Genomic DNA, 24,748 nt, shown 5'->3' with positions numbered 1-24,748 from the left:
GGGGTGGGCGATCAGTCCTGCGCCACCTCGGGTGCTCGCCCAGCCCTTGAAGGGCATCCATTCCCTGACACGGACATTCTTGGGGGGCGAGAAGGCATCTACACACCCTCAAGGAGCAGACACAGCTTGGCTTCCCAACCTCAGGAGGGGCCATGCGCACCACCATCATTCTGTTGCTCCAGGTCTGCCTCTTCTTGTCTCTTGGGGGATGCACGGAGGAGCGGCCCTCTCGGTCCTTCCTGCAGAGTCAGCAGCAAGTCATGCTCCCGCCTCGCTTCGAGGACTCGCGGCTCGTCGTCGGGCTCGCGGATCCCGTCTCCATGACTTTCGCCCCCGATGGGCGCATCTTCGTCTGTGAGCAGGGGGGGCGCCTGCGGATCATCCAGGACGGAAAGCTGCTTCCCGAGCCCTTCCTCAAGCTGAACGTCGATCCGGATGGCGAGCGCGGACTCCTGGGTGTGGCGCTGGATCCGGAGTTCCCTGACGAGCCCTATGTCTACGTCTATTACACGGCCACCTCGCCCAGTGAGCACAACCGCCTGAGCCGCTTCACCGCGAACGGGAACCGCGCGGAGGAGGGCAGCGAGCGGGTGCTGCTGGACCTGGAGCCGCTGGGCTCCGCCACCAACCACAACGGCGGTGCCGTCCACTTCGGCACCGATGGCATGCTCTACGTGAGCGTGGGAGACAACGCACGCTCATCGAACGCGCAGGCGCTGACCAACCTGTACGGCAAGGTGCTGCGGTTCGACAAGAATGGAGGGATTCCCTCGGACAACCCCTTCTTCACCCGAGCCGAGGGGAACCGGCGCTCCATCTGGGCACTCGGGCTGCGGAACCCTTTCAGCTTTGCCGTGCAGCCAGGAACCGGGCGCCTCTTCATCAACGATGTGGGGCAGAGCAAGTGGGAGGAGCTCAACGAAGGCCAGGCTGGCAGGAACTATGGGTGGCCGGACACAGAAGGGCCCACGAGCGAGACGGGCTTCTCGGCGCCGCTCTACGCCTACCAGCACAACGCAGGGGAGGTGCGCGGCTGCGCGATCGCTGGCGGCACCTTCTACAACCCATCCCAGCCCCAGTTCCCCGCGGAGTACGTGGGGAAATACTTCTTCGCGGACTACTGCGAGGGGTGGATCCGCATGTTCAACCCTCAGACTCGGACGGTCGAGCTCTTCACCGAGGGGGCCGATGCGCCTGTGGATCTGGACGTCGGCCCGGACGGCGCCCTCTACTACCTGGACCGGGGGGCAGGAGCCATCCATCGCATCCGCTTCGTGGCGCCGGGACAGCCTCCCACCATTCCCACCCCGCCGGCGAGCCAGCGCGTGGCGGTAGGCCAGCCCGTCACGTTCACGGTGGGCGCCACCGGAACCCCGCCGCTGAGCTACCAGTGGCAGCGCGACGGGAAAGATCTGCCAGGCAAGACCAGCTCGAGCCTCGCCCTCGAGAGGGCAGTGCTCGGAGACTCTGGCGCGCGCTTCCGGGTGCGCGTGTCCAACAGCTCGGGCTCGGTGCTGAGCGCCGAAGCAGTGCTCACCGTGTCGCAAGACGCACCGCCCGTGGCCACCGTGCTCTCTCCGCCGGAAGGCGCAATCTTCACCGCCGGACAGGCCGTCACCTTCAGCGGGCGCGGCACGGATGCCGAGGACGGGACGCTGCCGGCGAGCGCCTTCACCTGGCGCGTGGATTTCCACCACGACGAGCACCAGCACCCCCTCATGCCTCCCACCAGCGGACAGACAGGAGGCACGTTCATGCCGCCGGAGGTGGGGGAGACGTCCTCGAATGTGTGGTACCGCATCCACCTCACGGTGAAGGACTCCCAGGGGAGCACCCACGAGGTGTTCCGGGACATTCTCCCGCGCAAGGTGAAGCTGGCGTTCGCGACCGAGCCGGCCGGGCTGCAGCTGACGCTGGATGGACAGCCGCAGGGCACGCCGGGCGAAGTGACAGGGGTGGTGGGCGTCATGCGAACGCTCGGGGTGGTGTCTCCCCAAACGGTGAACGGAGTGAGATACGTCTTCGATCACTGGTCAGATGGTGGCGCGGAGACGCACGACGTGCGGACGCCCGCTGCGGACACGCTCTACCGTGCGTCGTTCCGTAGCGAGACCTCCTCCAGTGGAACGGGGCTGCTCGCGGAGTACTTCGAGGCACCAGACCTCACCCGGCCGCGCCTCCAGCGGGTAGATCCCACGGTGGACTTCCGGTGGGGAATCGTGCCTCCAGACGCCTCCCTGGCCCCGGATCTGTTCTCGGTCAGGTGGAGTGGGAGCGTCGTGCCGAAGTTCTCGGAGACCTATACCTTCTTCACCGTGACCAATGACGGCGTCCGGCTCTGGGTGGACGGGAAGTTGCTGATCGACAACTGGACGACTCACACGGTTGCTGAGGACAGCGGCACCATCGCGCTCCAAGCGGGGCGCATCTACAGCCTGCGGATGGAGTACTACGAGAACAAGGGCACGGCCACGGCGCGGCTGCTGTGGTCGAGCCCGAGCCAGCGCAAGCAGGTCATTCCCGCGGAGAGCTTGCAGCCAGCAACCTCTTCCAGGCCTTGAACCCGGCTCGCGCGGCGTCAGGCGCCTGGGGGGAGGGGAGGGCGGCCGAAGCACACCGAGTGCACCACCGACTCGTGGTAGCCGTCCAGCCCCAGCCGACGCTCGAGCTCCCCATCCAGCCAGCCCCCCATCATGCACGAGCAAATCCCCTGGCACTCGGCGAGCAGGGTGGCGCTGTAGCCCACCATTCCCGCCTCCATCAGCACGAAGCGGTAGCCGCGCTCGAGGTACTTGGTGAGGGTGCGATCGAGCACGGCGCTGATGATGAGGTAGAAGGCCGCTCCCGTGGCGAAGCCCCACTGCGCCTCGGCGTGCTGCAGGTGCGCGGTCTGGTCTTCCTGCTCGAGCGCCTCGAGCGCGTGGTGGGCCACCCGGTAGTGGTAGAGGCCGGGGGGCAGCCCTTCCACCCGCTGGGCCATCAGGTACAGCTCCAGCGGGTAGAGCGCTCCAGCGCTGGGGATCGCGCGCAGGCACTGCACGTGCCCATCGCTCAGCTCCACCCGCTGCGTGATGCCATAGGTGAGCTGCAGCATGTTGGCCAGCTCTTGCAGCGTCACCGGACGCTCCGGGTCGAAGGCGCGCACCGAGCGGCGGTGGGCCACCACCTCCTGAAGTTCCCGCTGGGGGACCAGCCGCGCGCGCGGCAGCGGCACCTGCGGCAGCCCCGGGTAGGACTTGTAGGCATCGAGCATGTCGTCGGTCAGGTGCTCGGCCTGCATCCGCTCGTAGCGTGACTGGATCTCCTCCTGCCGCGCCTGCGTGAACTTGGAGCCCTCGTGGTAGAGCCGGCTGAGCGGCACCTCCTCCGGCGAGGGCGGCTCCTGCAGCTTCCAGCGGATGCTTCCCAGGGTGTCGTCCATGGCACGCCTCAGGCGAAGGGGTGTGGGTAGGGGTTGATGCGGGGCGGCTCGTGGGGACTGCGCACGCCCAGCCGCACCGGCACCTCGCGGATGCGCTCGCCACCCAGGTGCGGGTGATGGTGGTCCCCGTGCAGCGGCTGGAGCTCTGGGGTGAGCACCTTGACGACGCGCAGCCCCAGCGATGCCACATCGGGCGTGGTCAGGTCCACCACCACCGCCTCGTAGCCCCGCTCGGCCAGGCGCCCCACGAGCCACGCGATGTCCCCAGGCAGGTCATCGCCTCCCAGCCGCGGAAGCGACGCGAGCGGCACGTGGGCCGTCACCCGATCCTCGATTCCCAGGAGCACGGGTGTGAGTTCCCGGACGGACGTGTACAGCCGGCCGTGGGCGTCGAAGTCCACCACGTTCGAGAAGTCCGGCCCGGGCTGCCAGTCCGGATCCTCCTGCAGCAGAGAGAGGATGAAGGGCCGGCCTTGCACGGCCTCCAGCAGCGCCTTCTCGACGGCCTGGTCCCAGCGGGGACGCGAGGCGGCCCCGGCCAGGTACAACTCGCCGTGCGCCGAGGGGCAGATGAGCAGCACGAGGGCCGTGGGCACGCCCACGTCGTTGGTCACGTCGTAGATGCGGTACTCGTAGCCGGGCACGGCGAAGTGGGTCTCGAAGCGCCGCCACAGGCTCGAGCCCTCCAAGTGCACGCGCCGCGCGGGCAGCTCGTCCAGCCAGAAGAGGATGAAGGCATCCCGCTCGAAGTCCTCGCACAGCCCCGAGAGGATGGCCTGTGCGAGAGAGCCTCCGGCCGCCAGGCCTGTCGAGCACTGGAAGCCGATGTTGGGCTCGCCCGGCAGGTGTTCGTAGGGCAAGTAGACGCGGCTGGCCGGTACCCACACCGGCGCGCGCCGCACGAGCGACCAGCCCTCGACCCAGCCCACGGGGGTGTCTCGGGTGAAGGGGGCGTAGGGGAATCCAGGCGTCTGGTACTGCCGCTCGGAGTAGAGGGCAAAGCGTTCGGGCTCCAGCGCTGCGTGCTCACGGCTCAGCTCCCGCCAGGTGGAGAGGCGCACACGCTCCAGGTCCACGCAGGCGGCGCTCCAGGTCTCTGCCGCCTCGCCCAGCGCCGCGGCCTGCGCTACCTCGTCGGTGTAGCCGATGCCGCAGCAGCCCTCGCGCGTCTGGTGAGCGGCGCGCGGGCCCATCCGCGCCAACTTCGCGTCGTACTGCGGCAACAGGGGCTCCCCGGGCCGGATCGGCAGCCGGGTGAGGCTCTGGCAGATGCCCAGCAGGGGGCTGACCAGGTGTTTCAGGCGCTCGAGGGGAACCCATCGCGCCGGCTCCTCCTCGAGGCGCAACTGGATGGTCCGTTGGAGCTGCCCTTCGTGGGGAACTTGCATGGCCTTCCACCTCCTTCCACCTCACACCAGCAGCCGGTCGAGCTGCAGGTCCTCTTCTTCCCATGGGAACGATGGGCCTTGCTGCGCCCGGCTGCAAACAGGGCACAGCGGGTGCTTGAGCACGGTGTGCAGGTGGCTCTCCAGGGTGAGCAGGTCCACCAGCTGCACTCGGCTGGCCAGGGGGGGCGGGCCGGCGTGGGAGAGGATGCGCAGCACCTGGGTCGCGACCATGGTGCCCACCTGGGCCTGGAGCGGCGGGTGCCCGAGGCGCCGCACGGGCAGCTCCCCACGCTGGGCGCCCAGCTCGTGCAGGCTGCTCTCGCGCCAGGTCTCGAGGTTGTTCTTGAACCGCAGCCTCACGCATTCGAAGCAGGCCTCGTCCTGCATGTACAGGGGGCCCAGCCAGGCCTTGCCCTCCAGCGTGAGCCGCACGTGCAGCCAGCTTGCGCCCTCGGCGACGCAGTACCGGTTGAGCTTGCGAAGGAGGGGCAGCGCCGCGAAGTCCCCATCCTGCACACCCACCACCAGGGCGCAGCCGGGTACCACCTCCTCCAGCGCCTCGAGCGGGTGGGCGCGCACGCGCACGAAGGGCTGCTCAGGGATGGCCGCGATGGCCCTATCCGAGAGCAGCTCCACCTGACCGATGGCGCAGCCCCCCAGGGCCTGAGCGATGTCCCGCACCAGCGGCGAGTCCCCCACCACGGCCACCCGCGACGCCAGCAGAGATTGCAGCAGCTCGAAGGGGCCCGCGGAGAGGCGGCCGAGCAGGTGGATCAGGCCGCCAAAAGCCTCGACAGCCTGCGGCGGCAGCTGCCGCTCGGCTGAGGTTTCGTACACCACCCGGTGCCGCAGCAGCAGGTCCAGCAGGGAGAGGGTGGACTTCCGGGGGAGCACCTCGTCGAGTTGCTCACACACCTCCTGCACGCTGAGGGAGCCATCCAGGCTCGGCAGCAGCCGGGAGGTGAGCAGGGGCACGAGGCGGCCGCGGCAGCGCAGCAGGACCTTCTCGCCCACCATGAGGTGGGCATGGGTGTCTCCGTCCGATACCACGGTCAGGTACGGCTCCAGGCGCAAGTGCAGGGCGCTCTGCTCGGGTGTCATGGAGCAGCTCCATTTCTGAAGAGGGGGATGAAAGGTCATTTCTGAAGTGAGTGGAGAGAAGGCCAGGGGTGGAGGCAGCAAGGCCCCACCCCGTGTGCTTCCTCTATCCAGGCTCAGCTCTTCGCAGGGGCCACCAGCAGGGCGAAGCCGGTGGGCTTGGTGTCTCCCTCGCCCGTCTGATCGGCGCGGAGACCGTGGCATTTGCCGCAGTTACCGCAGCCACCGCAACCGCCGCAGCGGCAGTGCCCGCAGCCGCCGCAGCGACAGTGCCCGCAACCGCCACAGCCGCCACAGCCGCCACAGCCGCCACAGCTGTTGGCATGGATGGTCCCGTCTCCGACTGAGCCTTCCTGGGCCTCGAGCGTCAAGTCGAGCTCTGTCATGCCATCTGGCACGAGTTGCTCATAGGTGTCCTGTGGTCTCATGACTTCCCCCTTCGTTCACCCGGCGCGGCTGGCGCCGAGCCGTGGCACTGATGTTCAGTGGCAGGATGGTGACGGGGAGTGCAGATGTCGGGTGTCGCGGGATCAGCCGCTGCCGCGTCAGTGTGAGCAGCGGCATTCGTTCCCACGCATGTACGGCTGAACGCCCATGAGGGTCTGAGGCTGGCGCTACGGGCGGAACATGTCGGTAGCCTCGACGAGCGCGGAGGTGGTGCCGGGCTCATAGGCCGAGTGGCCCGCGTCCGGGATGATCTTCAGCTCGGCCTCGGGCCAGGCCTTGTGCAGGGCCCAAGCGCTCTCGATGGGGCAGGGCATGTCGTAGCGCCCCTGGACGATGACGGCGGGGATATGTCGGATGCGCGGCACGTCCTCGAGGAGCTGGTTGTCGCCGCGGAAGAAGCCCCGGTTCACGAAGTAGTGGCTCTCGATGCGCGAGAAGGCGAGCGAGTACTCGTCCTCACCGTAGCGCGCGATGGTTTCGGCCTTGGGCCTGAGGTTGCTGGTGCGGGCCTCCCAGATGGCCCAGGCCTTGGCTGCGGTCTGGCGGACTTGCGCATCGCTGCTCATGAGCCGTCGGTGGTAGGCCTGGACGAGATCTCCGCGCTCCTCGGGAGGGATGGGGGCCAGGAAGTCCTCCCAGGCGTCCGGGAAGAACAGGTGGGCCCCGTGCTGGTAGAACCACTGAATCTCCTGGACGCGCAGCAGGAAGATGCCGCGCAGCACCAGCTCCGAGACGTGCTCCGGGTGCTTCTGCGCGTAGGCCAGCGAGAGCGTGCTGCCCCACGAGCCCCCGAAGACCATCCACCGCTTGATGCCGAGGTGGCGGCGCAGCGCCTCCATGTCCTCCACGAGGTGCCAGGTGGTGTTCTCCTCCACGCTCGCGTGCGGGGTGCTCTTCCCGCAGCCGCGCTGATCGAACAGCACGATGCGGTAAGCCGCAGGGTCGAAGAAGCGCCGCTGCGTCTCGTCCGTGCCGCCGCCGGGGCCGCCGTGGACGAAGAGGACAGGCTTTCCCTGGGGATTGCCGCTCTCCTCGAAGTAGAGCTCGTGGAGCGCGGAGACGCGGAGGCGTCCGGTGCTGTAGGGCTCGATGGGGGGATAGAGAGAGCGCAAGGGCATGGCGGGTGGCCACACTAGCAGAGCCCTCGTGCTTGCCTGCACAGAGGGGGCCTGAGAGGCCCCCCCGGATGAGGCTTATGGCGTCCGGCACGCCTCCCGGAGCTCAGCAACCGCGGCCTCCAGCGGCACCTGCCGCTGTGCTCCACTTCGCTCTCGCAGCTGGACCGAGAGCGCCGCCTGCTCCCGAGCCCCCACCAGAACGACGAACGGCACGCTGTCACGGTGGGAGTCCAGGATCCGCCGCGACAGCGTTTCGCCCCGCGCGTCCTCGCTGACCCGGAGCCCCGCCGCCTCCAGCCGCCTCCGGACCGCCGAGGCGTAGGCCTCCGAGTCCGGTCCCACGGGCAGCACGCGCAGCTGCTCCGGCGCGAGCCACGCGGGCAGGGCGCCCTGGTGGTGCTCGAGCAGGATGCCCAGGAAGCGCTCCACGCTGCCGAAGATCGCCCGGTGCAGCATGGCCGGCCTCCGCTTCCCGCCGCCCGAGTCCACGTAGTGCAGGTCGAAGCGCTCGGGCAGCACGAAGTCGAGCTGGATCGTCCCGCACTGCCACTCGCGGCCCGAGCGGTCCTTCAGGATGAACTCCAGCTTCGGCCCGTAGAACGCCCCCTGGCCCGGTTGCATCCGGCAGTCGAGCCCGACGCGCCCCGCGGCCTCCAGCAGCGCCGCCTCCGCGCGATCCCAGACTTCATCGCTGCCCGCGCGTTGCTCGGGGCGGCTGCTGAAGGCGACCTGGACTTCCTCGAAGCCAAAGTCCCGGTAGAAGACGCGCAGCGAGCGGCAGAACGCGGCCACCTCGTCGGCCACCTGCTCCTCCATGCAGAAGATGTGGCCGTCGTCCTGCGTGAACTGCCGCAGGCGGAACAGCCCCTGCAACGCGCCGGAGGACTCGTTGCGGTGCACCAGCCCGAACTCCGCCAGCCGCAGGGGCAGGGCGCGGAAGGACGCGGCCATGCGCTGGAAGATCTGGATGTGGCCCGGGCAGCTCACCGGTTTGATGGCAAAAGGCCGCTCGCCGTCGTCCAGCACGAACATGCCCTCGCGGAAGTTCTGCCAGTGGCCGCTGCTCTCCCAGATGCGCTGGCCGAGAATCTGAGGCGTTCTCACCTCGCGGTAGCCGCCCGCGGCCAGCTCGCGGCGGACGCGCTCCTCGAGGAGCTGGTACAGGATGAACCCTCGGGGGTGCCAGAAGACCATGCCCGGGGCCTCCTCCTGCAGGTGGAAGAGGTCCAGGCGGTCGCCCAGGGATCGATGATCGTGTTCGCTCAGCATGTGCGTTCTCCGTGTCGGTGGGTGGAAAGCCGGACCGGAGCGGGGTGCTGAAGCAGTGTGCGGTGCGCCCCGTCCGGTGGTTCCGGCGGGGCTGCGGTGTCCGCGCGCTCAGCTCACGTGCGCACGACCGCCGGCCCGCCAGTGCGGGTGGTGGTGGTCGTGGTGGTGGTGAGCTGGACGAACTTCATGGCGGACAAGATGCAGGGACGTGAGCATCCTGTCAATCTGACCCATCGCCCTACAGGGTAGGGGAGGTTATGGGTTCTCGGTGGAAGGAGGCGGTATGCCCCTGCCCGCGTGCGCGACCATCTTCAGCTCGGAGCGGCCATCCAGCGCGAGCCCATCGCCCTTCGGCTCTGTCTCAGTCACGGAGATGACATCACCACGGTAGAGCTTGAAGAAGCGCTCGTTCTTCTCCGTGCGGTGCTTCTCCTGCATCGCCAGGCCCACGCGGCCCTCGGGGCCACAGCCGATGTAGCGCTGGCGCCCCTTACCCTCGAGCGGCTCGGAGACGATGCGGAAGAGCCGGCCTTGAGGCAGCTCCGGCCAGGGCTCGCCCTTGGGCGCGAGCATCAGATAGCTCATCTTCAGGGACTCCTTGTGCAGCCCCGCGGCCCGCGCCAGCTCCTCCACCACGTGAGGCATGGGCCACGAGCGCTCCGCGTGGCACCAGTCGCTCTCCTTGATGAGCGCCGGACAGTTGCCTCGGAACATGCACGGCGCCCGTACCGCGTAGCCCTTGCCCACCAGCACATCCCGCACCTTGAGCAGGGCGCGCGAGGTCTCCTTCAAGGCTGGTTCCAGCACCAGCAGGCTCCCGCCCTTCTTCACTTGCGCCAGCACCTGCTCCAGCAGCGCGGCCCGAGGGCCGATGGCCCCGTCCCCCGTTCCGTACAGCTCATTGAGGACGTGGCCCATGGTGATGAGATCGAACTGGCCCTCGGGAAGAGGGGCCTTGCGCGTTGGATCCCACTCGCGGGTGGCCAGCGCCTCGCCAGCCTCCGTGGCAAGTTCCCGGGCGAGCGTCAGCGCGGGCTTGCTCCGGTCGGCCGCGGTCACCTCCTGGGCTCCAGCATCCAGCGCGGCGAAGGCCAGCGGGCCTGGACCACTTCCCAGGTCCAGCACGTGCCGGGGACGGTTCGGCAGCTCCCCGAGCGCCTGACGCGCCTGGGCATAGGACACCGGCCAGTAGAAGAGGAGGTAGGCGCCCAGGAGCTTCGGGTCGTCCATGTATTTGGCGCCGGCGAGCTGCCGCTCCCGGGTGAGGCCGAGCGAGAGCTGCTTCACGCCCGCTCCCACCTCTTTCACCTCCTGGGGCGTCAGTCGCGTCTCAGGGCCATCGCCCTTGCGGCGAGCCTTCCTCCAGACGGCGATGAGTCGCGGAATCCACCGCTCGAGGTCCTTGCTATAGGCGTCGGCCATCGACACTCACTCCCAACGAAGGGTCGCCACCGGAGGGCAACCGCGTTAAACCCTGGTCCCACATGATTTCCGTCCGAGGTCTGCGCAAGCACTACAAAGTCCACAAGCGCCCGCCCGGCCTCAAGGCCGCCTTCCGGTCGCTCTTCCACCGGGACTACACCGCAGTCAAGGCGGTGGATGGCATCTCGTTCGAGATTCGCCCCGGCGAGCGGGTGGGCTTCCTGGGGCCCAACGGCGCGGGGAAGACCACGACGCTCAAGGTGCTCTCCGGGCTGCTGCACCCCTCCGAGGGAGAGGTGACAGTGGACGGCCACGTGCCGCGCCACCGCGAGGACGCGTACCTCAAGAAGATCATGCTCGTCATGGGGCAGAAGCAGCAGCTGCTGTGGGACCTGCCTCCGGCGGAGACGTTCGAGCTCAACCGCGCCATCTATGACGTACCCCGGGAGCAGTTCAAGCAGACGCTGGACGAGCTGGTGGCGCTGCTGGAGCTGGGGGATCTCATCCAGACGCCCTCGCGGCAGCTCTCCCTCGGCGAGCGGATGAAGTGCGAGCTGGCGGCGGCGCTCATCCACCGGCCCAAGGTGCTCTTCCTGGACGAGCCCACCATCGGCCTGGATGTGTCGATGCAGGTGACGATGCGCTCCTTCATCAAGGCGTATACGGAGCGGTACGGGGCCACGCTCATCCTCACGAGCCACTACATGGATGACGTGGCGGCGCTGTGCCCGCGCATCATCGTCATCGACAAGGGGCTGCTGACGTACGACGGCGGGCTGGACGCGCTGGTGCAGCGGGTGCGGCCGGAGAAGCGGGTGGTGTTCCGGTTGGAGAAGCCGGTGGAGGCCGCCAGCCTCGCTTCGCTGGGCCGCGTGGTGTCACACGAGCCGGGCTCGGTGGTGCTGCAGGTACCTCCGGAGGCGGTGAGCGCCACCATCAGCCGCGCGCTGTCGAGCCTGCCGGTGACGGACCTGACGGTGGAGAACGCGCCGCTCGAGGAAGTCATGAGCGAGCTGTTCGCCGAGAACAAGGCCCGCAGGGCGGTCGCCTCTGGGGAGGCCAGCCCGTGAGCCTGCGAAACACGCTGCGCGCGTTCCCGACGCTGCTGCGTGTGGGGTTCGCCGAGGCGCTGGCCTACCGGGCCGAGCTGCTCATCTGGGTGCTGTCCACCACCATGCCCTTCATCATGATGGCGCTGTGGACGGCGGTGGCGCGCGAGGCGCCCGTGGGGCCGTACACCCAGGAAGGCTTCGTGAGCTACTTCCTGGGCACCTTCGTGGTGCGCCAGCTCACGGGGGCCTGGGCGGCCTGGCAGATCAACTTCGAGGTGCGGCAGGGCACGCTGGCCATGCGGCTGCTGCGGCCCATGTCACCGCTGTGGGGCTACGCGGCGGAGAACCTGGGCGCGGTGCCCATGCGCATCATGGTGGCGGTGCCGGTGGCGGTGTTCTCGGTGCTCGTGGTGGGAGAGCAGGCGGTGCCCCGGGAGTGGTGGGGCTGGCCGCTGTTGCTGGTGGCGCTGCTGGGCGGCTGGCTCATCACCTTCCTGGCCAACGTGTGCATCGGGACGATGTCCCTGTTCATGGAGAGCAGCAATCACGTGATGGATGTGTGGCTGGTGCTGTTCTTCGTCCTCTCCGGGTACATGTTCCCGGTGGATGTCCTGCCGGGCTGGATGCGCACGGTGGTGGACTGGCTGCCCTTCCGCTACCAGATTGGCCTGCCGGTGGAGGTGATGACGGGCGACCGCACATGGCAGGAGACGCTGCTGCTCGTCGGGCGACAGTGGATCTGGGTGCTGCTGCTGGGGATGTTGGCTGTCACCTTGTGGCGGCGGGGGCTGCGGCGGTTCGCGGCCTACGGAGGGTAGCGGGGATGCTGCGGCGCTATGCGGGTCTGTTGGGCGTGCAGCTGAGGGCCTCGGTCCTGCTGTCCATGCAGTATCGCGGGGACTTTCTGCTGGAGGGCCTCATCTCCCTCTTCTGGACGTTCACGGCCATGGCGCCGCTCTTCGTCGTCTACGCGGAGCGCCCGTCCATCGCAGGCTGGAGCTTCGGCGAGTCGCTGCTGGTGGTGGGCTGGTTCACCCTGCTGCAGGGCGTGCTGGAGGGAGCCATTACCCCGAGCCTCAACGGGGTGGTGGAGCACATCCGCAAGGGCACGCTGGACTTCGTGCTGCTCAAGCCCGCGGACGCGCAGTTCCTGGTGTCCACCACGGGCTTCGAGCCATGGCGCGCGACGAACGTGCTCACGGGCATTGCCATCATCGTCTACGCCTTCCACCTGCTAGAGCGTGGGCCGTCCATCCCAGGGATCTTCGCCGCGCTGGTGCTGCTGGGGACCAGCACGGTGCTGCTCTACTCGATGTGGATCCTCACGGTGAGCGCCGCCTTCGTCGTCGTGAAGGTGGACAACCTCACCTACTTCTTCCAGTCCATCTTCGATGCGGCGCGATGGCCCTCGTCTATCTTCAAGGGGCCGCTGGCCTTCATCTTCACGTTCATCATCCCGCTGGCGCTGATGACGACGTTCCCCGCGGAGGCGATGCTGGGGCGGCTGCCGCTTCGGGCGCTGGTGGCGGCGGTGGCGGGCTCCTTCGTGTTTGCCTTCGTCGCGCGGCGCGTGTGGCTCCGCTCCATCGGGTACTACACCTCTGCAAGCAGCTGAACAGTGCCAGGGTTTGACGCACTGCGTGCTGACTGGGTGAGAAACCACCCAGCACCACTTCTTCTCAAAATCAGCGATAAGGCCGATTGGAAAATCAATTCCCAGGAGTCCGCATGAGACACACGCAGCCTCTGCTTCTGTCACTGCTGGCCGTGAGCGCGTTCGGTCTGTCCACCCCCGCCCACGCGGGCGCCGCGAAGACGACGTACCCCGTCGTGTTCGCGCACGGCATGGCCGGCTTCAACAACATCCTCGGCTACGACTATTGGGGAGATGACTACGGCACGTTCGTGGGCGACCCCTGTGACGAGCTCTTCGAGACCTACTGCAACGAGGACATCGACAGCGCGCAGAAGGCCTTCGTGGCTCAGGTGCAGGCGTTCCAGACCTCGGATGTCCGCGGCCTGGATCTGGCCAATGATGTCGAGGGTTTCATGGCCACGGCGGGCGCCAGCTACGTGAACCTCGTGGGGCACTCGCAGGGCGGCATCGACATCCGCAAGGCCGCGCGCGTGCTGCGCGAGCGCAAGGGCTACACCGCCGTCAAGGTAGCCATCAGCGTCTCCTCGCCGCACCGCGGCTCGCCCGTGGCTCAGTACATCCTCAAGCTGGGGCCCGGCGTCACCAGCGTCGTCGACACGCTGGCTCGCTACTACGGCGACATCATCTATCAGTCTGGCAATGACGGCATCGCTGGCGCCAAGCAGCTCGTCTACAACGACTTCGACCCGAACGATGGGAAGACCACGGGCATGAAGGCGTTCAACACCTCCTACCCTGTGAGCAGCACGTACGCCACGCGCTACGCCTCGCTCCTCACGGCCCAGTACGGTGTCAGCGTGAACCCCGCCCTGTACCTGCTCAAGGAGTTCTTCTTCGACATCGACGGGGATGGCTACTGCGTGGATGACTGCGACAACGACGGCGCTGGCGGCAAGGGCGACGGCGTCAAGAACGAGAACGATGACGACGGCCTGGTGGGCATCAACTCGCAGCAGATGGGCTACCGGCTCTACTACAGCGAGAACGCTCTCGGCTTCGACTACGTGGGCACCGACTCGGCGCTTGGCCAGGTCACGAGCCTCAATGCACCCACGTCCGCGCAGATGACCTCCACCTCGAGCGTCATCATCCAGGACCACCTGGACGTGGTCGGCGTGGGCCCGGATACGTTCGATGAGCCCGAGTTCTACGCGGCCATCATCGACTACATCGCCTACTTCGACTGATCGCAGCACACGGAGGCGCCCGGAGGGTCCGCGCTGGCGGACCTTCCCGGCCCCCCTCGCCACCTTGCCCGGCTTGTGGCAATCAGAGAGCCGCATGAGCACGCGGAGCCAGAAGATTGTCGGTGGCGTGGCGGTGGCCGGTGTAGCCCTGCTGGCGGGCCTGTACTTCTCCTTCCAGGGCTCCAAGTCCGAGGCCCCGTCCTCGCCTCCGGCGGCCCCCGTCGCCAGTGCTCGCGAGGAGCGTCCTCCCCCGCCTGCAGCCGTCTCGGGCCCGGGTGGGGCGCCAGGAATTGGGAATGAGCCCGCGCCGGTCGCTCCAACCCTGTCGGGCAATCCGGACCAGGAGCTAGAGGAACTGGCCACCTTCATGCGCGAGCGCTTCGGCGCGAAGCTGAAGGAGCCCTACATCCAGATCAAGATGCTGGAAGACCTGATGCGGTTCTTCCAGAAGCGGAGCCCGGAGCGCTGGCAGGAGGAACTGCTCGCGTTCCTCAAGAAGGCGTTCCCGGAGATGTACGACGAGCTGGCGGCCATGCTCCGCAACCGCGTGGACTACGAGAAGTGGGTCCGCGACAACGACTCGTACTTGCGCGGACTCACGGATCAACAGCGCCGCACCGCCATGTGGGACGCGCGCAACCGGCTCTTCGGGAAGGAGACCGCGGAGCGCATCTGGGCCTCCGAGCTGAAGAACCAGGCCCTGTCGGATTCGCTCTCCGCCATCGACGCGAAGCAGGACGCCAACGTGGCGCAGAAGCTGTCCACGTACAAGCAGCGCCTCCACGAGATCTACGGAGAGCAGACGGAGGTCTACCTGGAGCGGCACCGCCAGGAGACGATGAACCGCTTCCTGGACTTGCCCTCCGTGCAGAAGGACCTGACAGCGATGGCGTCCCAAGAGCGCTCGCAGAGCCTGCGCAACATCCGCAAGGAGCTGGGGCTGGACGATGAGGCGCTGAAGCGCTGGGACGATCTGGACAAGACCCGTGACTCGCGCTGGGACTCGGGCCTGAAGTACATGGCGGAGCGCGAGGCCCTGGCCAAGCAGCTCTCCGGCCCCGCGCTGGAGACGAAGCTCCAGGAGCTGCGCGCGCGCTACTTCGGCACCGAGGCCGAGATCATCGGCCAAGAGGAGGCCGGTGGCTTCTTCCGCTTCGAGCGCCCGAGGCAGTGGGGACGCAACTGAGCGGGCAGGCTCGCTCCTTCGTCCGAAACCCAGCGGCGCCCTTGGCGGACCTTGCCATGCGAGCACCTCATCCCAAGGGTGCTCTCCATGGGAAGACACCACGCACAGACTTGGGTGCTCCTCGCGGGCCTGTGGGTGAGCGCTGCCTCGCTTGCCTGCCCGGATTGCCCCACCGCTCGAGTGGTGAAGGCCTCCGTGCTGGGCGAGGGCTTCTGGACCTATCTGGTGATGGCGGTGGTGCCCTTCCTGCTCATTGGGGCGCTGAGTGCGTGGCTGTATCGCATTGGGCTCTCGCCACGCGCGGACGGGAGGAGGGTGGGGTGATGGTGGAGAGGGCACGGCATCACGGGGCGATCATCTCGGCGGGAGTGCTGCTCGGTGCGGGCCTGGGCGGCTTCTTCGACGGCATCCTGCTGCATCAGATTCTGCAGTGGCACCACATGCTCTCCTCCCGGCTCCCGCCCACGGACTTGGTGAGCATCAAGGTCAACATGTTCTGGGACGGCCTCTTCCACGCGTTCACGTGGCTGGTCACCGTGCTGGGACTGGCTCTGCTGTGGCGCGCGGGCCAGCGCCCCGAGGTTCCTTGGTCGACCCGCACGCTCGTGGGAGGGGTGGCCATTGGCTGGGGCGCGTTCAACCTGGTGGAGGGGCTCATCGACCACCAGCTGCTCGGCATCCATCATGTGCACCCGGGAGCGGGGCAGCTCGCGTGGGATCTGGGCTTCCTCGCCTTGGGAGTGCTGCTGCTGGGCCTGGGGTGGGGGCTGATCCGCGCGGGCCGGAAGGACACCCGGCCCCGAGGAATGGCCGTTACCCCGGCGCTCCGAACAGGCTGACGCCGGGGTTACGGCCGGTGAGCCGCTAGTCCCGGCGGCGCTTGGCTCGAGAGTGTTCCCAGCCCGCCAGGGTGCGGTTCTTCTCGAGGCGCTTCTGCTCACGCTGCGCGGCGCTGCTGGTCTGCCGCGCTTGGTAGGCCTGCTCGCGCTGGAGCTTCTTGAAGCTCTGGAGCCGCTCTTGAGAGAGCTCGCCGGTCTCCACCGCGCCTCGCACCGCACACCCCGGCTCGCGCTGGTGTGTGCAGTCCGAGAAGCGGCAGCCTTCGGCCAGAACGAGCACGTCCGAGAAGGCCTGGCTCAGGCCCTCCTCCTCGTCGCCCCACAGCCCGAGCTCACGCATCCCAGGCCCATCGATGAGCAGGCCCCCTTGGGGGAGCACGAAGAGCTGCCGGTGCGTGGTGGTGTGGCGGCCCTTGTTGTCCTCGGGACGGACGGGCTGGGTGGCCAGCCGTGCCTCCTCCAGCAGCCGGTTCACCAGGGTGGACTTGCCCACGCCCGATGAGCCCAGCAGCGCTCCGGTCTTCCCCGCGGGCAGCTGCGCGAGCAGCTCCTCCAATCCCGTGCCTTGCTGCGCACTCAGCGCGAGCACGGGGACTCCGGGTGCCAGTGCCTCCACTTCGAGGACACGCTCGGAGGCCTCCAGGCACAGGTCGGCTTTGCTGAGCACCACCACGGGCATGGCACCGCTGGCCCAGGCCAGGGTGAGCGCCCGCTCGATGCGCCGTGGGTTGAAGTTCCCATCCAGCCCCGCCACCAGGAACACCACATCCAGGTTGGCGGCGATGAGCTGACCGTCGTGCTCGCTGCCTGCCTCGCGCCTCTTGAGGATGCTGCGGCGGGGGATGACAGCGTGGAGCAGCGCCTCGCCATCGCCGGAGGGCGGTGGCAGCGCGACCCAGTCGCCGACAGTGGGCAGTGCCTCGACATTCGAGGCCTGGTGGAGGAGCCGCCCAGCCGCTCGCGCGAGCACGGCCCGCTCGGAGGTCTGGACGGTGAGGAGCCCTCGCTCCTGGCGCACCACGCGGCCGGGGACGAGGGGGACAGGGGACTGCGAGAGGAGCTGCGAGAAGGCGTTGGCCAGGTCTTCACCCCAGCCGAGGGATTCAATCGAAACGAATGACACGGGAAGGACTCCGGACAGAGCGGTGCCTGCGGCGCACCTGGTTCTTCAGGGCACCCAGTGGGAGGCGGGCTGCTGCGACGGGCCTTCGGGGGCCGGGCTAGGCGGCCTGCGCCCTCTGGGCGAACAGGACAGCGACCGCGGCAAGATCAATGGGAGCGTTCATGGTTGCCTCCACAGGCGCGCGGGGCGGCGTCCATCGCCGCTCGGCAGACCGAGCTTTAGCACAGCGCCAGGCCGGACAGGCGAATGTCGGGTCCTGTCCTACCCATCAACCGGAAAATCCCTTCGGAAAATCCCCCCGCAACCAACCGGACCCCACCGGGTTTGAGAGGCCGTGAGCGCGATGTGACGGCGCTCAGAGCGGTCTCAACTCTCAAATTCCGAAGGAGCACGGTCATGATGCGGATGAGCAAGTCGATGATGCTGGGGGCAGCGCTGGTGCTGGCGGCGTGTGGCAAGGACGCGGCGGTGGACGACCAGGAGTACGCCGAGGCCACGCCGGATCTGTCCGGCACCGCGCTGGAGATCAACAGCCAGGCGGCGGGCGAGGAAGGTGCCGCGCTGATCGCCGAGGGCTTCGGCGTGAACCAGGGCGAGCTCAACGGCACGGGGCCGGAGTTCCTCGAGAATGCGCGCGTTCAGGTCAAGGCGCTCAACACCGCGCTCAAGGACGCCATCACCCCCATCGTGGAGCTGGTGAACGCGGGCGGCGCCGAGGCCTCGCCGGGCGACGTGCTGGTGTACGGCCCCACGGACCGTGCGAACGCCACCTACAAGTTCACCATCAAGAAGGTGACGGCGCAGCGCTTCGTCTGGAAGCTGGAGGCGCGGACGCTGGGGAGCTCGGATGACGCGGCGTACAAGGTGGTGGCGGCGGGCGGGCTGACCAAGGGCGTGCTGGCGCACCGCGGCCGGGGCACCATCGCCATCAACCTGGACAACCTCAAGGCGGTGGCGCCGGCCATCACCGGCCAGGGCAAGCTGATGGCCTCGTTCGCTCACACGGCGGGCAATGACAAGGTGCTGAGCTACCGGCTGGATGGCTTCACGCCGAACCCGGCCAACCACGCGCCCGTCACCGGCGCCTTCGTGGGCCACCGCCGCATGCCGTCGGGCATCAGCCGCGTGCGCGTGTTCGGCCCGTACAACCTGAAGAACACGGCCACCCCCGCGAAGGAGAACGTGTTCGCCTCCATCCGGTGGATCCCCGGCACGGGTGGCCGCGCGGACATCTACGCCGCGGGCGGGGACATCGCGGCCGACAAGTACTTCATTGGCAGCACGTGCTGGGACGCCCAGGAGATGGAGAAGTGGCGCATCCTGCGGCAGTGCACCAAGGGGCAGCCGCTCTCCGAGTGCACCACGGTCGCCGGCTCCGAGCTGGGCACGCGTGCCGCCTGCCCGGGCGCGGACCTCGGTGGAGAGATCAACCCGCCGTCTGGCAATCCTGACGACGCCACGCCGCTCCCCGATGCCCCGACGGAGCCGGAGCCCGTGCCGGGGGATGTAACCCCGGAGCTGTAACGGACTTCGCGAGCGTGACAGTCCAGCGCCGGGGGATCTTCGGATCCCCCGGCGCTGCTGTTTTCAGCGCTCGGGACAGATGGCGTCCGCTTCGATCTCCACCAGCATGACCGGGTCAATGAGGCGGCTGACCTCCACCATGGACGTGGCAGGTAGGATGGTAGCGAAGAACTCGTGGTGGGCCTTGCCCACCTCCTGCCACCGGGAGATGTCCGTCACGTACATGCGGGTGCGGACCACATCCTCCATCCGGGCTCCCAGCGCCTCCAGTGCGGTCTGGATGTTGCGCAGGGCCTGGACGGCCTGGGCGTAGATATCCCCCTCGCCAATCACCTTGCCGGAGGCATCCGTGGCGGTGGTGCCGGTGACGGAGACGAAGGGGCCCACGCGCACTGCGCGCGAATAGCCCACCCGAGGCTCCCAAGGGGTTCCGGTCGAGTAGTGGGTCCTCTGCATGGCTGCTCCTGGAGGGAGGCGAGAGGTCCAGATTCGAGCCACTGGGGCCCAAGGGAGCAAGCCCGGATCGCGAAGGACGCGAAAAATCGCACGACGCGTGATAGTTGGCCTCCCGTTATGGCATCCGACCTTGAGCAGGAAGTCGCCCGGCGGCGCACCTTTGCGATCATCTCCCACCCCGACGCGGGCAAGACGACCCTCACCGAGAAGCTGCTGCTCTACGGAGGAGCCATCCACCTGGCCGGCAGCGTGAAGGCCAAGCGGGCGCGGCGGCACGCCACCAGCGACTGGATGGAGCTGGAGAAGGAGCGCGGCATCTCCGTCACCTCGTCCGTGCTCCAGTTCGTCTACCGGGACCACGCGGTGAACCTGCTGGACACCCCGGGCCACCAGGACTTCTCCGAGGACACCTACCGCACGCTGGCCGCCGCGGACTCGGCGGTGATGCTCATCGACGCCGCCAAGGGCGTGGAGCCGCAGACCAAGAAGCTCTTCAAGGTCTGCCGCATGCGTGGCATCCCCATCTTCACCTTCGTCAACAAGCTGGACCGGTACGGCCGTGCTCCGCTGGACTTGATGGACGAGCTGGAGCAGGTGCTCGGCATCCGCTCGTACCCGATGAACTGGCCCATCGGCATGGGGCCGGACTTCCGGGGCGTGTACGACCGGCGGGCCAACGTGGTCCACGTCTTCGGCGCGGAGGGCCACCACGGCGAGAAGGAGGTGTCCGAGCGCTCGGTGCCGCTGGACTCGCCGGAGATCCACACCGTGCTCAACGAGCGCGAGCTGGCGCAGCTCAAGGAGGACATCGAGCTGCTGGATGTGGGCGGAGACGTGTTCACCCGCGAGAAGAGCGACGCGGGGCAGCTGACGCCCATGTTCTTTGGCTCGGCGATGACGAACTTCGGTGTGCGGCCCTTCCTGGATGCCTTCCTGGACCTGGCCCCGGCGCCCACCTCGCGCCAGACGAAGGACGGACCGCGGCTGCCCACCCAGCCCAAGTTCTCCGGCTTCATCTTCAAGATCCAAGCGAACATGGACCCGGCGCACCGCGACCGCATCGCGTTCCTGCGCGTGGTGTCCGGCCGCTACGTGAAGGGCATGAGCGCGCACCACTCGCGGCTGGGCAAGGAGGTGCGGCTGGCCAAGCCGAGCCAGTTCCTCGCCGCCGAGCGCACCGCCATCGAGGACGCGTGGCCTGGGGATGTCATCGGCCTGTTTGATCCGGGGCAGTACCGGATTGGGGACTCGCTGGCGGAGGACTCGGGCGTCATCTTCGAGAGCGTGCCGCGCTTCAGCCCCGAGCACTTCGCCGTGGTGCGCAGCAAGGACCCGCTGCGCCGCAAGCAGATGGAGAAGGGCCTGGAGCAGCTCTCCGAGGAGGGCACGGTGCAGATCTTCCAGCAGCTCCAGATGGGCATGAAGGACCCCATCGTGGGCGTGGTGGGCGCGCTCCAGTTCGAGGTGCTCCAGTACCGGCTCGAGCACGAGTACGGCGCCAAGATTGCCTTGGACAAGCTGCCCTTCAGCCACGCGCGCTGGGTGGTGGGCCCCAACTTCGACCCCAAGGCGTTCGACTGGGAGGGCAACCGGCAGACGGTGCAGGACCGCGATGGCCTGCCGCTGGTGCTCTTCCGCGATGACTGGGCCCTGCAGCACGCTGAGGAGAAGCACCCGGAGCTGAAGTTCCTCAACGAGGCGCCCATGCTCCACAACCTCGCCTCGGTCGCCACCGGCACCTGAGCGCGTCCTCCGCTCCACGCACAACCTGCCAGGTAGGGTGTGTCAGACCTGTCCCTCAGACTGGGACAGGTCAAGGCTCGCATTCGTGCTGGCCAAGGGACAACCTGCCAGGTAAGGTGCCGCAATGCCTACCTGACACGTAGGGTAGGGGAGGAGGCGAGGCATGTTGGGACATGGAGTGCACCCGGGCTTTCTGGGCTCGGGCGAGCGGGTGGGCGCGTGGCTCATCCGCAAGAGGTTGGGGGCTGGCACGTTCGGGGCTGTCTACCTGGTGGAGTGCGAGGGGGACTTGTTCGCCCTCAAGTTCTCCTTGCGGCGCCCAGAGAGCGATGACCTGAACAAGACAGGCGAACGGCTCCGCAAAGAGCTGGCGTGCCTGCTGCAGATCCAGCACCCGAATGTGGTGCGGACGTACGCCTTCGGGCGCTGGCCTCACCCAGCGCAGGGCTACCCCTATCTGTTGATGGACCACGTAGAGGGGGTGACGCTCTCCGAGTGGAGCCGCCGGGCCCAGCCCACCTTCCGCCAGGTGCTGGAACTCAGCTCCAAGCTGGCGCTGGCGGTGGATGCGCTCGACGGTGAGCAGATCCGCCACCGGGACTTGAAGAGCTCGAACATCCTGGTGCGGGCCCGGGATTCGGAGCCCATCCTGGTGGACTTCGGCTCGGCGGACTACGACCAGAGCGTCAAGTTGACGGTGGGGGCGCTGCCTCCGGGTACGACTCACTACCGCTCCCCGGAGTCCATTCAGTTCCAGCGCCTGCACCTCGGGGACCTGAACGCGCACTACGCGTTCCAGGTGACTGATGATCTCTACTCATTGGGCGTGGTGATGTACGAGCTGCTCGCCGGGCATCTGCCGTTCCCGCTGGAGCTGCCCCGCGAGTTGCTCAACGCGGAGATCGAGTTCAAGGTGCCTCCGGCGCCCGCGTCCATTGATGAGCGGGTGCCTCCGGCGGTCAGTGAGCTCGTCATGCGGCTGATCGCGAAGAAGCCCGAGGATCGTTACACGACCGGCAAGGCCTTGTACGAGGCGCTCCAGGCCTTGCTGCGAGACGGTGGGCCCGCGCTGGAAGCGCGGGTGTTGGGGCCACCGGCGGATCTCCTCTCCACGGAGGAGGACTTCGAGATCGTCAACCCCCGGGCACGGCGGCTTACTTAAAAGGCACCACGGTGCCGCCACGGTGCTCCGAGTTGCGGAGCACCAGCCCCTCCTTGAAGAGCCGCGCGGCTTTGGGACCCACGAGGAACTCCTTGGGGTCCCCCTTGCGGTAGGTCTTCTTCAGGTACTCCTGGAGCTCGAGGAACAGGCGCCGGAATCGGTCCGGCGCCGCGTCCTTGCGGCCCGTCTGCGGGGTGATGTCCAGCTCGGCCCAGAGCGCCCCGTTGAGCAGCTCGCCCTCCTCGTTCTTGCGCGAGCGCTCCATGAAGATGACGGGTGAGCGCACCTCGTCGATTCGCCAGGCCCCTTTGTCGGGCCCGCGCTTCACCTTGTCCACGATGGCCGCGCCAAGCTCACTGGCCACCAGGTAGAGCTCCTCCTCGGGGAGACGGGGGAGGTTCTCCTCGGAGGCTCGGAATGTCTCCCAGTCCGGGGGCACGCGCCGGGGGTACACCTCCAGCACCAGGCGCTCGAGGAAGCGGAAGAAGGCGGCCTCGTCTTCGGGCGCCATGAAGAACTTTTGGACGGTTGCCATGATGCGGCAAGGTACCACTGCCCGTGGCGCCTCGGATGGCCTAGAACTTGGGCCATGGAACTCCACTTCCCCGCGCTGCTCTCCCGGATGAATGAGCTTCGGGATCTCCAGGGCATCATCGGTCTGGCCACCTGGGACCAGGAGACGTACATGCCCGCCAAGGCCGACAGCGCGCGGGCCCACCAACTGGCCACATTGCAGGGGCTCCACCATGAGCGGCTCGTGGACCCGTGGCTGGGCGAGGCGCTGGCCTGGGCAGCGGGCCAGACGGACCTGGATGCGGACCAGCGGGCCATGGTGCGGGTGCTGACGCAGGAGCGGGACCGGGCCGTGCGCGTGCCTCAGGCGCTGGTGAAGGCGCTGGCCGAGGCCCAGAGCCGTGCGCTGGCGGCCTGGAGGCAGGCCCGGAAGGAGAAGCGATTCTCGGTGTTCCAGCCGGCGCTGGAGCGCATCCTGGCCCTGCGCCGTGAGCAGGCGGACGCGTATGGGCACGAGGGCGAGCGCTACGACGCGCTCCTCGAAGGCTACGAGCCCGGCATGCGCGTGGCCCGGCTCACGCCGGTGTTGACGGCGCTGCGAGACGCGTTGATTCCCATGGTGGCCGCGCTGGGCTCCGCGCCGAGGCAGGTGCCGGACTTGTTCAAAGAGGGGCGCCGCTTCGACGGCGAGGCCCAGTGGCAGTTCTCCCTGCGGCTGCTGGAGGCGGTGGGCTTCGACATGGAGGCGGGCCGGCAGGACCGGAGCATTCACCCTTTCACCGGCGGCACGCACCCGATGGATGTGCGGTTGACGACGCGCATTGACGAGGAGAACCCGCTCAACGCGTTGTTCAGCACCATTCACGAGGCGGGGCACGGGCTCTACGAGCAGGGCTTCGCCGAGGCGCACTACCGCACGCCCCTGGCGGCCGCGCCCTCCATGGGGCTGCACGAGTCGCAGTCCCGGCTCTGGGAGAACGTGGTGGGCCGCAGCCGCGCTTTCTGGGAGCACTTCTACCCGGAGCTGAGCAAGGCGTTCCCACAGGCGCTGGCCGGGGTGGACCTGGATGCGTTCCACGGCGCGGTGAATCGCGTGAGCCCGTCGCTCATCCGAACCGAGGCGGACGAGGTGACGTACAACCTCCACATCGTGCTGCGCTATGAGCTGGAGCTGCTGCTCATCCATGACTCGCTGCCGCTGGGAGACTTGCCCGCGGCGTGGAACGAGCGGATGCAGCGCTACCTCGGGGTGACGCCGCCGGACGACACTCAGGGCGTACTGCAGGACATCCACTGGGCCTGGGGCGAGTTCGGGTACTTCCCGACGTACTCCCTGGGGAACCTGTACTCCGCCTCGCTCTACCGTGCGGCAGAGCGGGCCCTGCCGGATCTCATGGGTCAGCTCCGCCGGGGCGCGCTGCTGCCCCTGCGTGACTGGCTGCGCACCCACGTGCACCAGCAGGGCTACCGCCTGCCCGCGGAGGAGCTCATCCGCCAAGTGACGGGGCGAGGACTCACGGATGTGGACTTCCTGGAGTATCTGCGGGGCAAGTACGGCGCTTTGTACGGCGTCTCGTTGTAGCCCCCAGGCTCAGGTCGCGAACAGCAGCAGCCGGCAGGCCCGCGCCATGAACAGCGCATCCCGCGCCAGCCCCGCGCTCGCCGCGTTGCTGTCCAGCCACGCCGTGCGCGCCACCTGGCTGCCCAGCTCCACGCAGATGCTCGCCGTCCGCCGCGCCAGCCGGCTGTCCTTCTGCAGCGCCCGCGCGTTCAGCTCACACAGCTCCGCGCACTGCCGAAGCAGCCGCACGCTGTCGCTGTCCGCCGGATGGCCCTCGGACACCAGCCGCGCCATCCCCGCCTCGCAGGCGGCCTGGCAGCGCAAGCTGGCCGTAATGCACTGAGAAATGTCCGACCTCGCCATCCCCGCTCTCACACCCGTCATACCGGACACCTCCACAGCGGACCCAAAGCTATGCATGCCCATTTTTGTCGCAACTCCCGAGAACCTGGGTCGCAACTTCTTTTGATCACTGGTAGATGCTCACGTGATGGGCCCTCGCTTGCCCCCCACCCCAGGTTGAAGGGTACGCGCAGGCTCACACCCAGCACTCCAACGCGCGGGCCCCTGCTGCGTTCTGAA

At 68.0% G+C, this 24,748-nt stretch carries 23 protein-coding genes; 12 read left to right on the top strand and 11 right to left on the bottom strand.

Going from position 1 to position 24,748, the window contains the following annotated elements:
• Positions 1 to 152 precede the first annotated feature (152 nt).
• Entirely contained in the window at positions 153 to 2,561 is a 2,409-nt protein-coding gene (locus tag DB31_RS45350) for a PQQ-dependent sugar dehydrogenase (protein WP_052420384.1), read from the top strand.
• Between the two features lie 17 nt (positions 2,562 to 2,578).
• Here the strand turns inward: DB31_RS45350 and DB31_RS31045 are convergent, their stop codons facing one another.
• The 7 genes from DB31_RS31045 to DB31_RS31020 all read right to left on the bottom strand — a co-directional run bounded on the left by DB31_RS31045 (position 2,579) and on the right by DB31_RS31020 (position 10,163).
• Positions 2,579 to 3,421, bottom strand: a complete 843-nt coding sequence (locus tag DB31_RS31045) for a SagB family peptide dehydrogenase (protein WP_052420383.1) — start codon at positions 3,419 to 3,421, stop codon at positions 2,579 to 2,581.
• 8 nt (positions 3,422 to 3,429) lie between these two features.
• Positions 3,430 to 4,809, bottom strand: a complete 1,380-nt coding sequence (locus DB31_RS31040) for a YcaO-like family protein (RefSeq protein WP_044194227.1) — start codon at positions 4,807 to 4,809, stop codon at positions 3,430 to 3,432.
• Between the two features lie 21 nt (positions 4,810 to 4,830).
• Positions 4,831 to 5,910: a TOMM precursor leader peptide-binding protein gene (locus tag DB31_RS31035; protein WP_044194225.1), complete on the bottom strand. Its 1,080-nt coding sequence runs from the start codon at positions 5,908 to 5,910 to the stop codon at positions 4,831 to 4,833.
• A gap of 113 nt (positions 5,911 to 6,023) precedes the next feature.
• A complete protein-coding gene (locus tag DB31_RS49760) occupies positions 6,024 to 6,335 on the bottom strand; it encodes a hypothetical protein (protein ID WP_169787119.1) in 312 nt (103 codons plus the stop codon).
• A 186-nt stretch (positions 6,336 to 6,521) separates the two neighbouring features.
• Positions 6,522 to 7,472 carry a prolyl aminopeptidase gene (gene pip / locus DB31_RS31030; protein WP_044194222.1) on the bottom strand — a complete coding sequence of 317 codons (951 nt, stop codon included), beginning with the start codon at positions 7,470 to 7,472 and terminating at the stop codon, positions 6,522 to 6,524.
• A gap of 75 nt (positions 7,473 to 7,547) precedes the next feature.
• Positions 7,548 to 8,741, bottom strand: coding sequence for a threonine--tRNA ligase (gene thrS / locus DB31_RS31025; protein ID WP_052420382.1), 1,194 nt, complete (start codon positions 8,739 to 8,741; stop codon positions 7,548 to 7,550).
• Between the two features lie 255 nt (positions 8,742 to 8,996).
• On the bottom strand, positions 8,997 to 10,163 hold the full coding sequence (locus DB31_RS31020) for a small ribosomal subunit Rsm22 family protein (protein ID WP_044194220.1): 1,167 nt from the start codon (positions 10,161 to 10,163) through the stop codon (positions 8,997 to 8,999).
• Between the two features lie 62 nt (positions 10,164 to 10,225).
• On the opposite strand from DB31_RS31020, the gene DB31_RS31015 reads away from it, so the two are divergent.
• The 7 genes from DB31_RS31015 to DB31_RS30985 all read left to right on the top strand — a co-directional run bounded on the left by DB31_RS31015 (position 10,226) and on the right by DB31_RS30985 (position 16,084).
• Entirely contained in the window at positions 10,226 to 11,233 is a 1,008-nt protein-coding gene (locus DB31_RS31015; RefSeq protein ID WP_044194217.1) for an ABC transporter ATP-binding protein, read from the top strand.
• Positions 11,230 to 12,033, top strand: a complete 804-nt coding sequence (locus tag DB31_RS31010; RefSeq protein ID WP_044194215.1) for an ABC transporter permease — start codon at positions 11,230 to 11,232, stop codon at positions 12,031 to 12,033. Before DB31_RS31015 ends, DB31_RS31010 begins: the two co-directional genes overlap by 4 nt.
• Before the next feature lie 5 nt (positions 12,034 to 12,038).
• On the top strand, positions 12,039 to 12,830 hold the full coding sequence (locus DB31_RS31005; RefSeq protein WP_044194212.1) for an ABC transporter permease: 792 nt from the start codon (positions 12,039 to 12,041) through the stop codon (positions 12,828 to 12,830).
• Between the two features lie 113 nt (positions 12,831 to 12,943).
• Positions 12,944 to 14,059, top strand: a complete 1,116-nt coding sequence (locus tag DB31_RS31000) for a lipase family alpha/beta hydrolase (protein WP_044194209.1) — start codon at positions 12,944 to 12,946, stop codon at positions 14,057 to 14,059.
• 94 nt (positions 14,060 to 14,153) lie between these two features.
• Entirely contained in the window at positions 14,154 to 15,245 is a 1,092-nt protein-coding gene (locus DB31_RS30995) for a hypothetical protein (RefSeq protein WP_044194206.1), read from the top strand.
• Positions 15,246 to 15,332: 87 nt separating this feature from the next.
• Entirely contained in the window at positions 15,333 to 15,569 is a 237-nt protein-coding gene (locus tag DB31_RS30990; RefSeq protein WP_157232256.1) for a hypothetical protein, read from the top strand.
• The gene (locus DB31_RS30985; RefSeq protein ID WP_044194202.1) at positions 15,569 to 16,084 is read left to right on the top strand and encodes a DUF2243 domain-containing protein; all 516 of its coding nucleotides are present in this window, start codon (positions 15,569 to 15,571) and stop codon (positions 16,082 to 16,084) included. Before DB31_RS30990 ends, DB31_RS30985 begins: the two co-directional genes overlap by 1 nt.
• A gap of 25 nt (positions 16,085 to 16,109) precedes the next feature.
• Here the strand turns inward: DB31_RS30985 and rsgA are convergent, their stop codons facing one another.
• Complete coding sequence (gene rsgA / locus DB31_RS30980; protein WP_052420381.1) at positions 16,110 to 17,207, bottom strand: ribosome small subunit-dependent GTPase A; 1,098 nt, start codon at positions 17,205 to 17,207, stop codon at positions 16,110 to 16,112.
• 396 nt (positions 17,208 to 17,603) lie between these two features.
• On the opposite strand from rsgA, the gene DB31_RS30975 reads away from it, so the two are divergent.
• Entirely contained in the window at positions 17,604 to 18,731 is a 1,128-nt protein-coding gene (locus tag DB31_RS30975) for a hypothetical protein (RefSeq protein ID WP_044194199.1), read from the top strand.
• Between the two features lie 63 nt (positions 18,732 to 18,794).
• Here the strand turns inward: DB31_RS30975 and DB31_RS30970 are convergent, their stop codons facing one another.
• The gene (locus DB31_RS30970) at positions 18,795 to 19,187 is read right to left on the bottom strand and encodes a RidA family protein (RefSeq protein WP_044194198.1); all 393 of its coding nucleotides are present in this window, start codon (positions 19,185 to 19,187) and stop codon (positions 18,795 to 18,797) included.
• 117 nt (positions 19,188 to 19,304) lie between these two features.
• Here DB31_RS30970 and DB31_RS30965 point away from each other — a divergent pair, with 117 nt between their 5' ends.
• Together DB31_RS30965 and DB31_RS30960 are read left to right on the top strand one after the other, a co-directional pair.
• Entirely contained in the window at positions 19,305 to 20,930 is a 1,626-nt protein-coding gene (locus DB31_RS30965; RefSeq protein ID WP_044194194.1) for a peptide chain release factor 3, read from the top strand.
• A gap of 163 nt (positions 20,931 to 21,093) precedes the next feature.
• Positions 21,094 to 22,092: a serine/threonine protein kinase gene (locus DB31_RS30960; RefSeq protein WP_052420380.1), complete on the top strand. Its 999-nt coding sequence runs from the start codon at positions 21,094 to 21,096 to the stop codon at positions 22,090 to 22,092.
• Here the strand turns inward: DB31_RS30960 and DB31_RS30955 are convergent.
• Positions 22,085 to 22,627, bottom strand: coding sequence for a hypothetical protein (locus DB31_RS30955; protein ID WP_044194191.1), 543 nt, complete (start codon positions 22,625 to 22,627; stop codon positions 22,085 to 22,087). The two genes, DB31_RS30960 and DB31_RS30955, sit on opposite strands and share 8 nt — an antisense overlap.
• Positions 22,628 to 22,681: 54 nt before the next feature.
• On the opposite strand from DB31_RS30955, the gene DB31_RS30950 reads away from it, so the two are divergent.
• Entirely contained in the window at positions 22,682 to 24,187 is a 1,506-nt protein-coding gene (locus DB31_RS30950) for a carboxypeptidase M32 (RefSeq protein WP_044194189.1), read from the top strand.
• Between the two features lie 9 nt (positions 24,188 to 24,196).
• On the opposite strand, the gene DB31_RS30945 is transcribed toward DB31_RS30950, so the two are convergent.
• Positions 24,197 to 24,550 (bottom strand): four-helix bundle copper-binding protein, encoded by a 354-nt coding sequence (locus DB31_RS30945; protein ID WP_052420378.1) that lies wholly within the window; start codon positions 24,548 to 24,550, stop codon positions 24,197 to 24,199.
• Positions 24,551 to 24,748: the final 198 nt, after the last annotated feature.

The organism is Hyalangium minutum (assembly GCF_000737315.1).
GTDB classification, from domain to species: domain Bacteria; phylum Myxococcota; class Myxococcia; order Myxococcales; family Myxococcaceae; genus Hyalangium; species Hyalangium minutum.
The sequence above is the reverse complement of the archived record's forward strand: the minus strand, read 5'-3'. Positions and strand labels throughout refer to the sequence as shown.

Excerpts from the sequence above, each read along its gene's own strand:
- DB31_RS45350 (WP_052420384.1), top strand. The coding sequence starts at position 153 with ATGCGCACCACCATCATTCTGTTGCTCCAGGTCTGCCTCTTCTTGTCT.
- DB31_RS31045 (WP_052420383.1), bottom strand. The coding sequence starts at position 3,421 with ATGGACGACACCCTGGGAAGCATCCGCTGGAAGCTGCAGGAGCCGCCC.
- DB31_RS31040 (WP_044194227.1), bottom strand. The coding sequence starts at position 4,809 with ATGCAAGTTCCCCACGAAGGGCAGCTCCAACGGACCATCCAGTTGCGC.
- DB31_RS31035 (WP_044194225.1), bottom strand. The coding sequence starts at position 5,910 with ATGACACCCGAGCAGAGCGCCCTGCACTTGCGCCTGGAGCCGTACCTG.
- DB31_RS49760 (WP_169787119.1), bottom strand. The coding sequence starts at position 6,335 with ATGAGACCACAGGACACCTATGAGCAACTCGTGCCAGATGGCATGACA.
- pip (WP_044194222.1), bottom strand. The coding sequence starts at position 7,472 with ATGCCCTTGCGCTCTCTCTATCCCCCCATCGAGCCCTACAGCACCGGA.
- thrS (WP_052420382.1), bottom strand. The coding sequence starts at position 8,741 with ATGCTGAGCGAACACGATCATCGATCCCTGGGCGACCGCCTGGACCTC.
- DB31_RS31020 (WP_044194220.1), bottom strand. The coding sequence starts at position 10,163 with ATGGCCGACGCCTATAGCAAGGACCTCGAGCGGTGGATTCCGCGACTC.
- DB31_RS31015 (WP_044194217.1), top strand. The coding sequence starts at position 10,226 with ATGATTTCCGTCCGAGGTCTGCGCAAGCACTACAAAGTCCACAAGCGC.
- DB31_RS31005 (WP_044194212.1), top strand. The coding sequence starts at position 12,039 with ATGCTGCGGCGCTATGCGGGTCTGTTGGGCGTGCAGCTGAGGGCCTCG.
- DB31_RS31000 (WP_044194209.1), top strand. The coding sequence starts at position 12,944 with ATGAGACACACGCAGCCTCTGCTTCTGTCACTGCTGGCCGTGAGCGCG.
- DB31_RS30995 (WP_044194206.1), top strand. The coding sequence starts at position 14,154 with ATGAGCACGCGGAGCCAGAAGATTGTCGGTGGCGTGGCGGTGGCCGGT.
- DB31_RS30990 (WP_157232256.1), top strand. The coding sequence starts at position 15,333 with ATGGGAAGACACCACGCACAGACTTGGGTGCTCCTCGCGGGCCTGTGG.
- DB31_RS30985 (WP_044194202.1), top strand. The coding sequence starts at position 15,569 with ATGGTGGAGAGGGCACGGCATCACGGGGCGATCATCTCGGCGGGAGTG.
- DB31_RS30975 (WP_044194199.1), top strand. The coding sequence starts at position 17,604 with ATGATGCGGATGAGCAAGTCGATGATGCTGGGGGCAGCGCTGGTGCTG.
- DB31_RS30970 (WP_044194198.1), bottom strand. The coding sequence starts at position 19,187 with ATGCAGAGGACCCACTACTCGACCGGAACCCCTTGGGAGCCTCGGGTG.
- DB31_RS30965 (WP_044194194.1), top strand. The coding sequence starts at position 19,305 with ATGGCATCCGACCTTGAGCAGGAAGTCGCCCGGCGGCGCACCTTTGCG.
- DB31_RS30960 (WP_052420380.1), top strand. The coding sequence starts at position 21,094 with ATGTTGGGACATGGAGTGCACCCGGGCTTTCTGGGCTCGGGCGAGCGG.
- DB31_RS30955 (WP_044194191.1), bottom strand. The coding sequence starts at position 22,627 with ATGGCAACCGTCCAAAAGTTCTTCATGGCGCCCGAAGACGAGGCCGCC.
- DB31_RS30950 (WP_044194189.1), top strand. The coding sequence starts at position 22,682 with ATGGAACTCCACTTCCCCGCGCTGCTCTCCCGGATGAATGAGCTTCGG.
- DB31_RS30945 (WP_052420378.1), bottom strand. The coding sequence starts at position 24,550 with ATGACGGGTGTGAGAGCGGGGATGGCGAGGTCGGACATTTCTCAGTGC.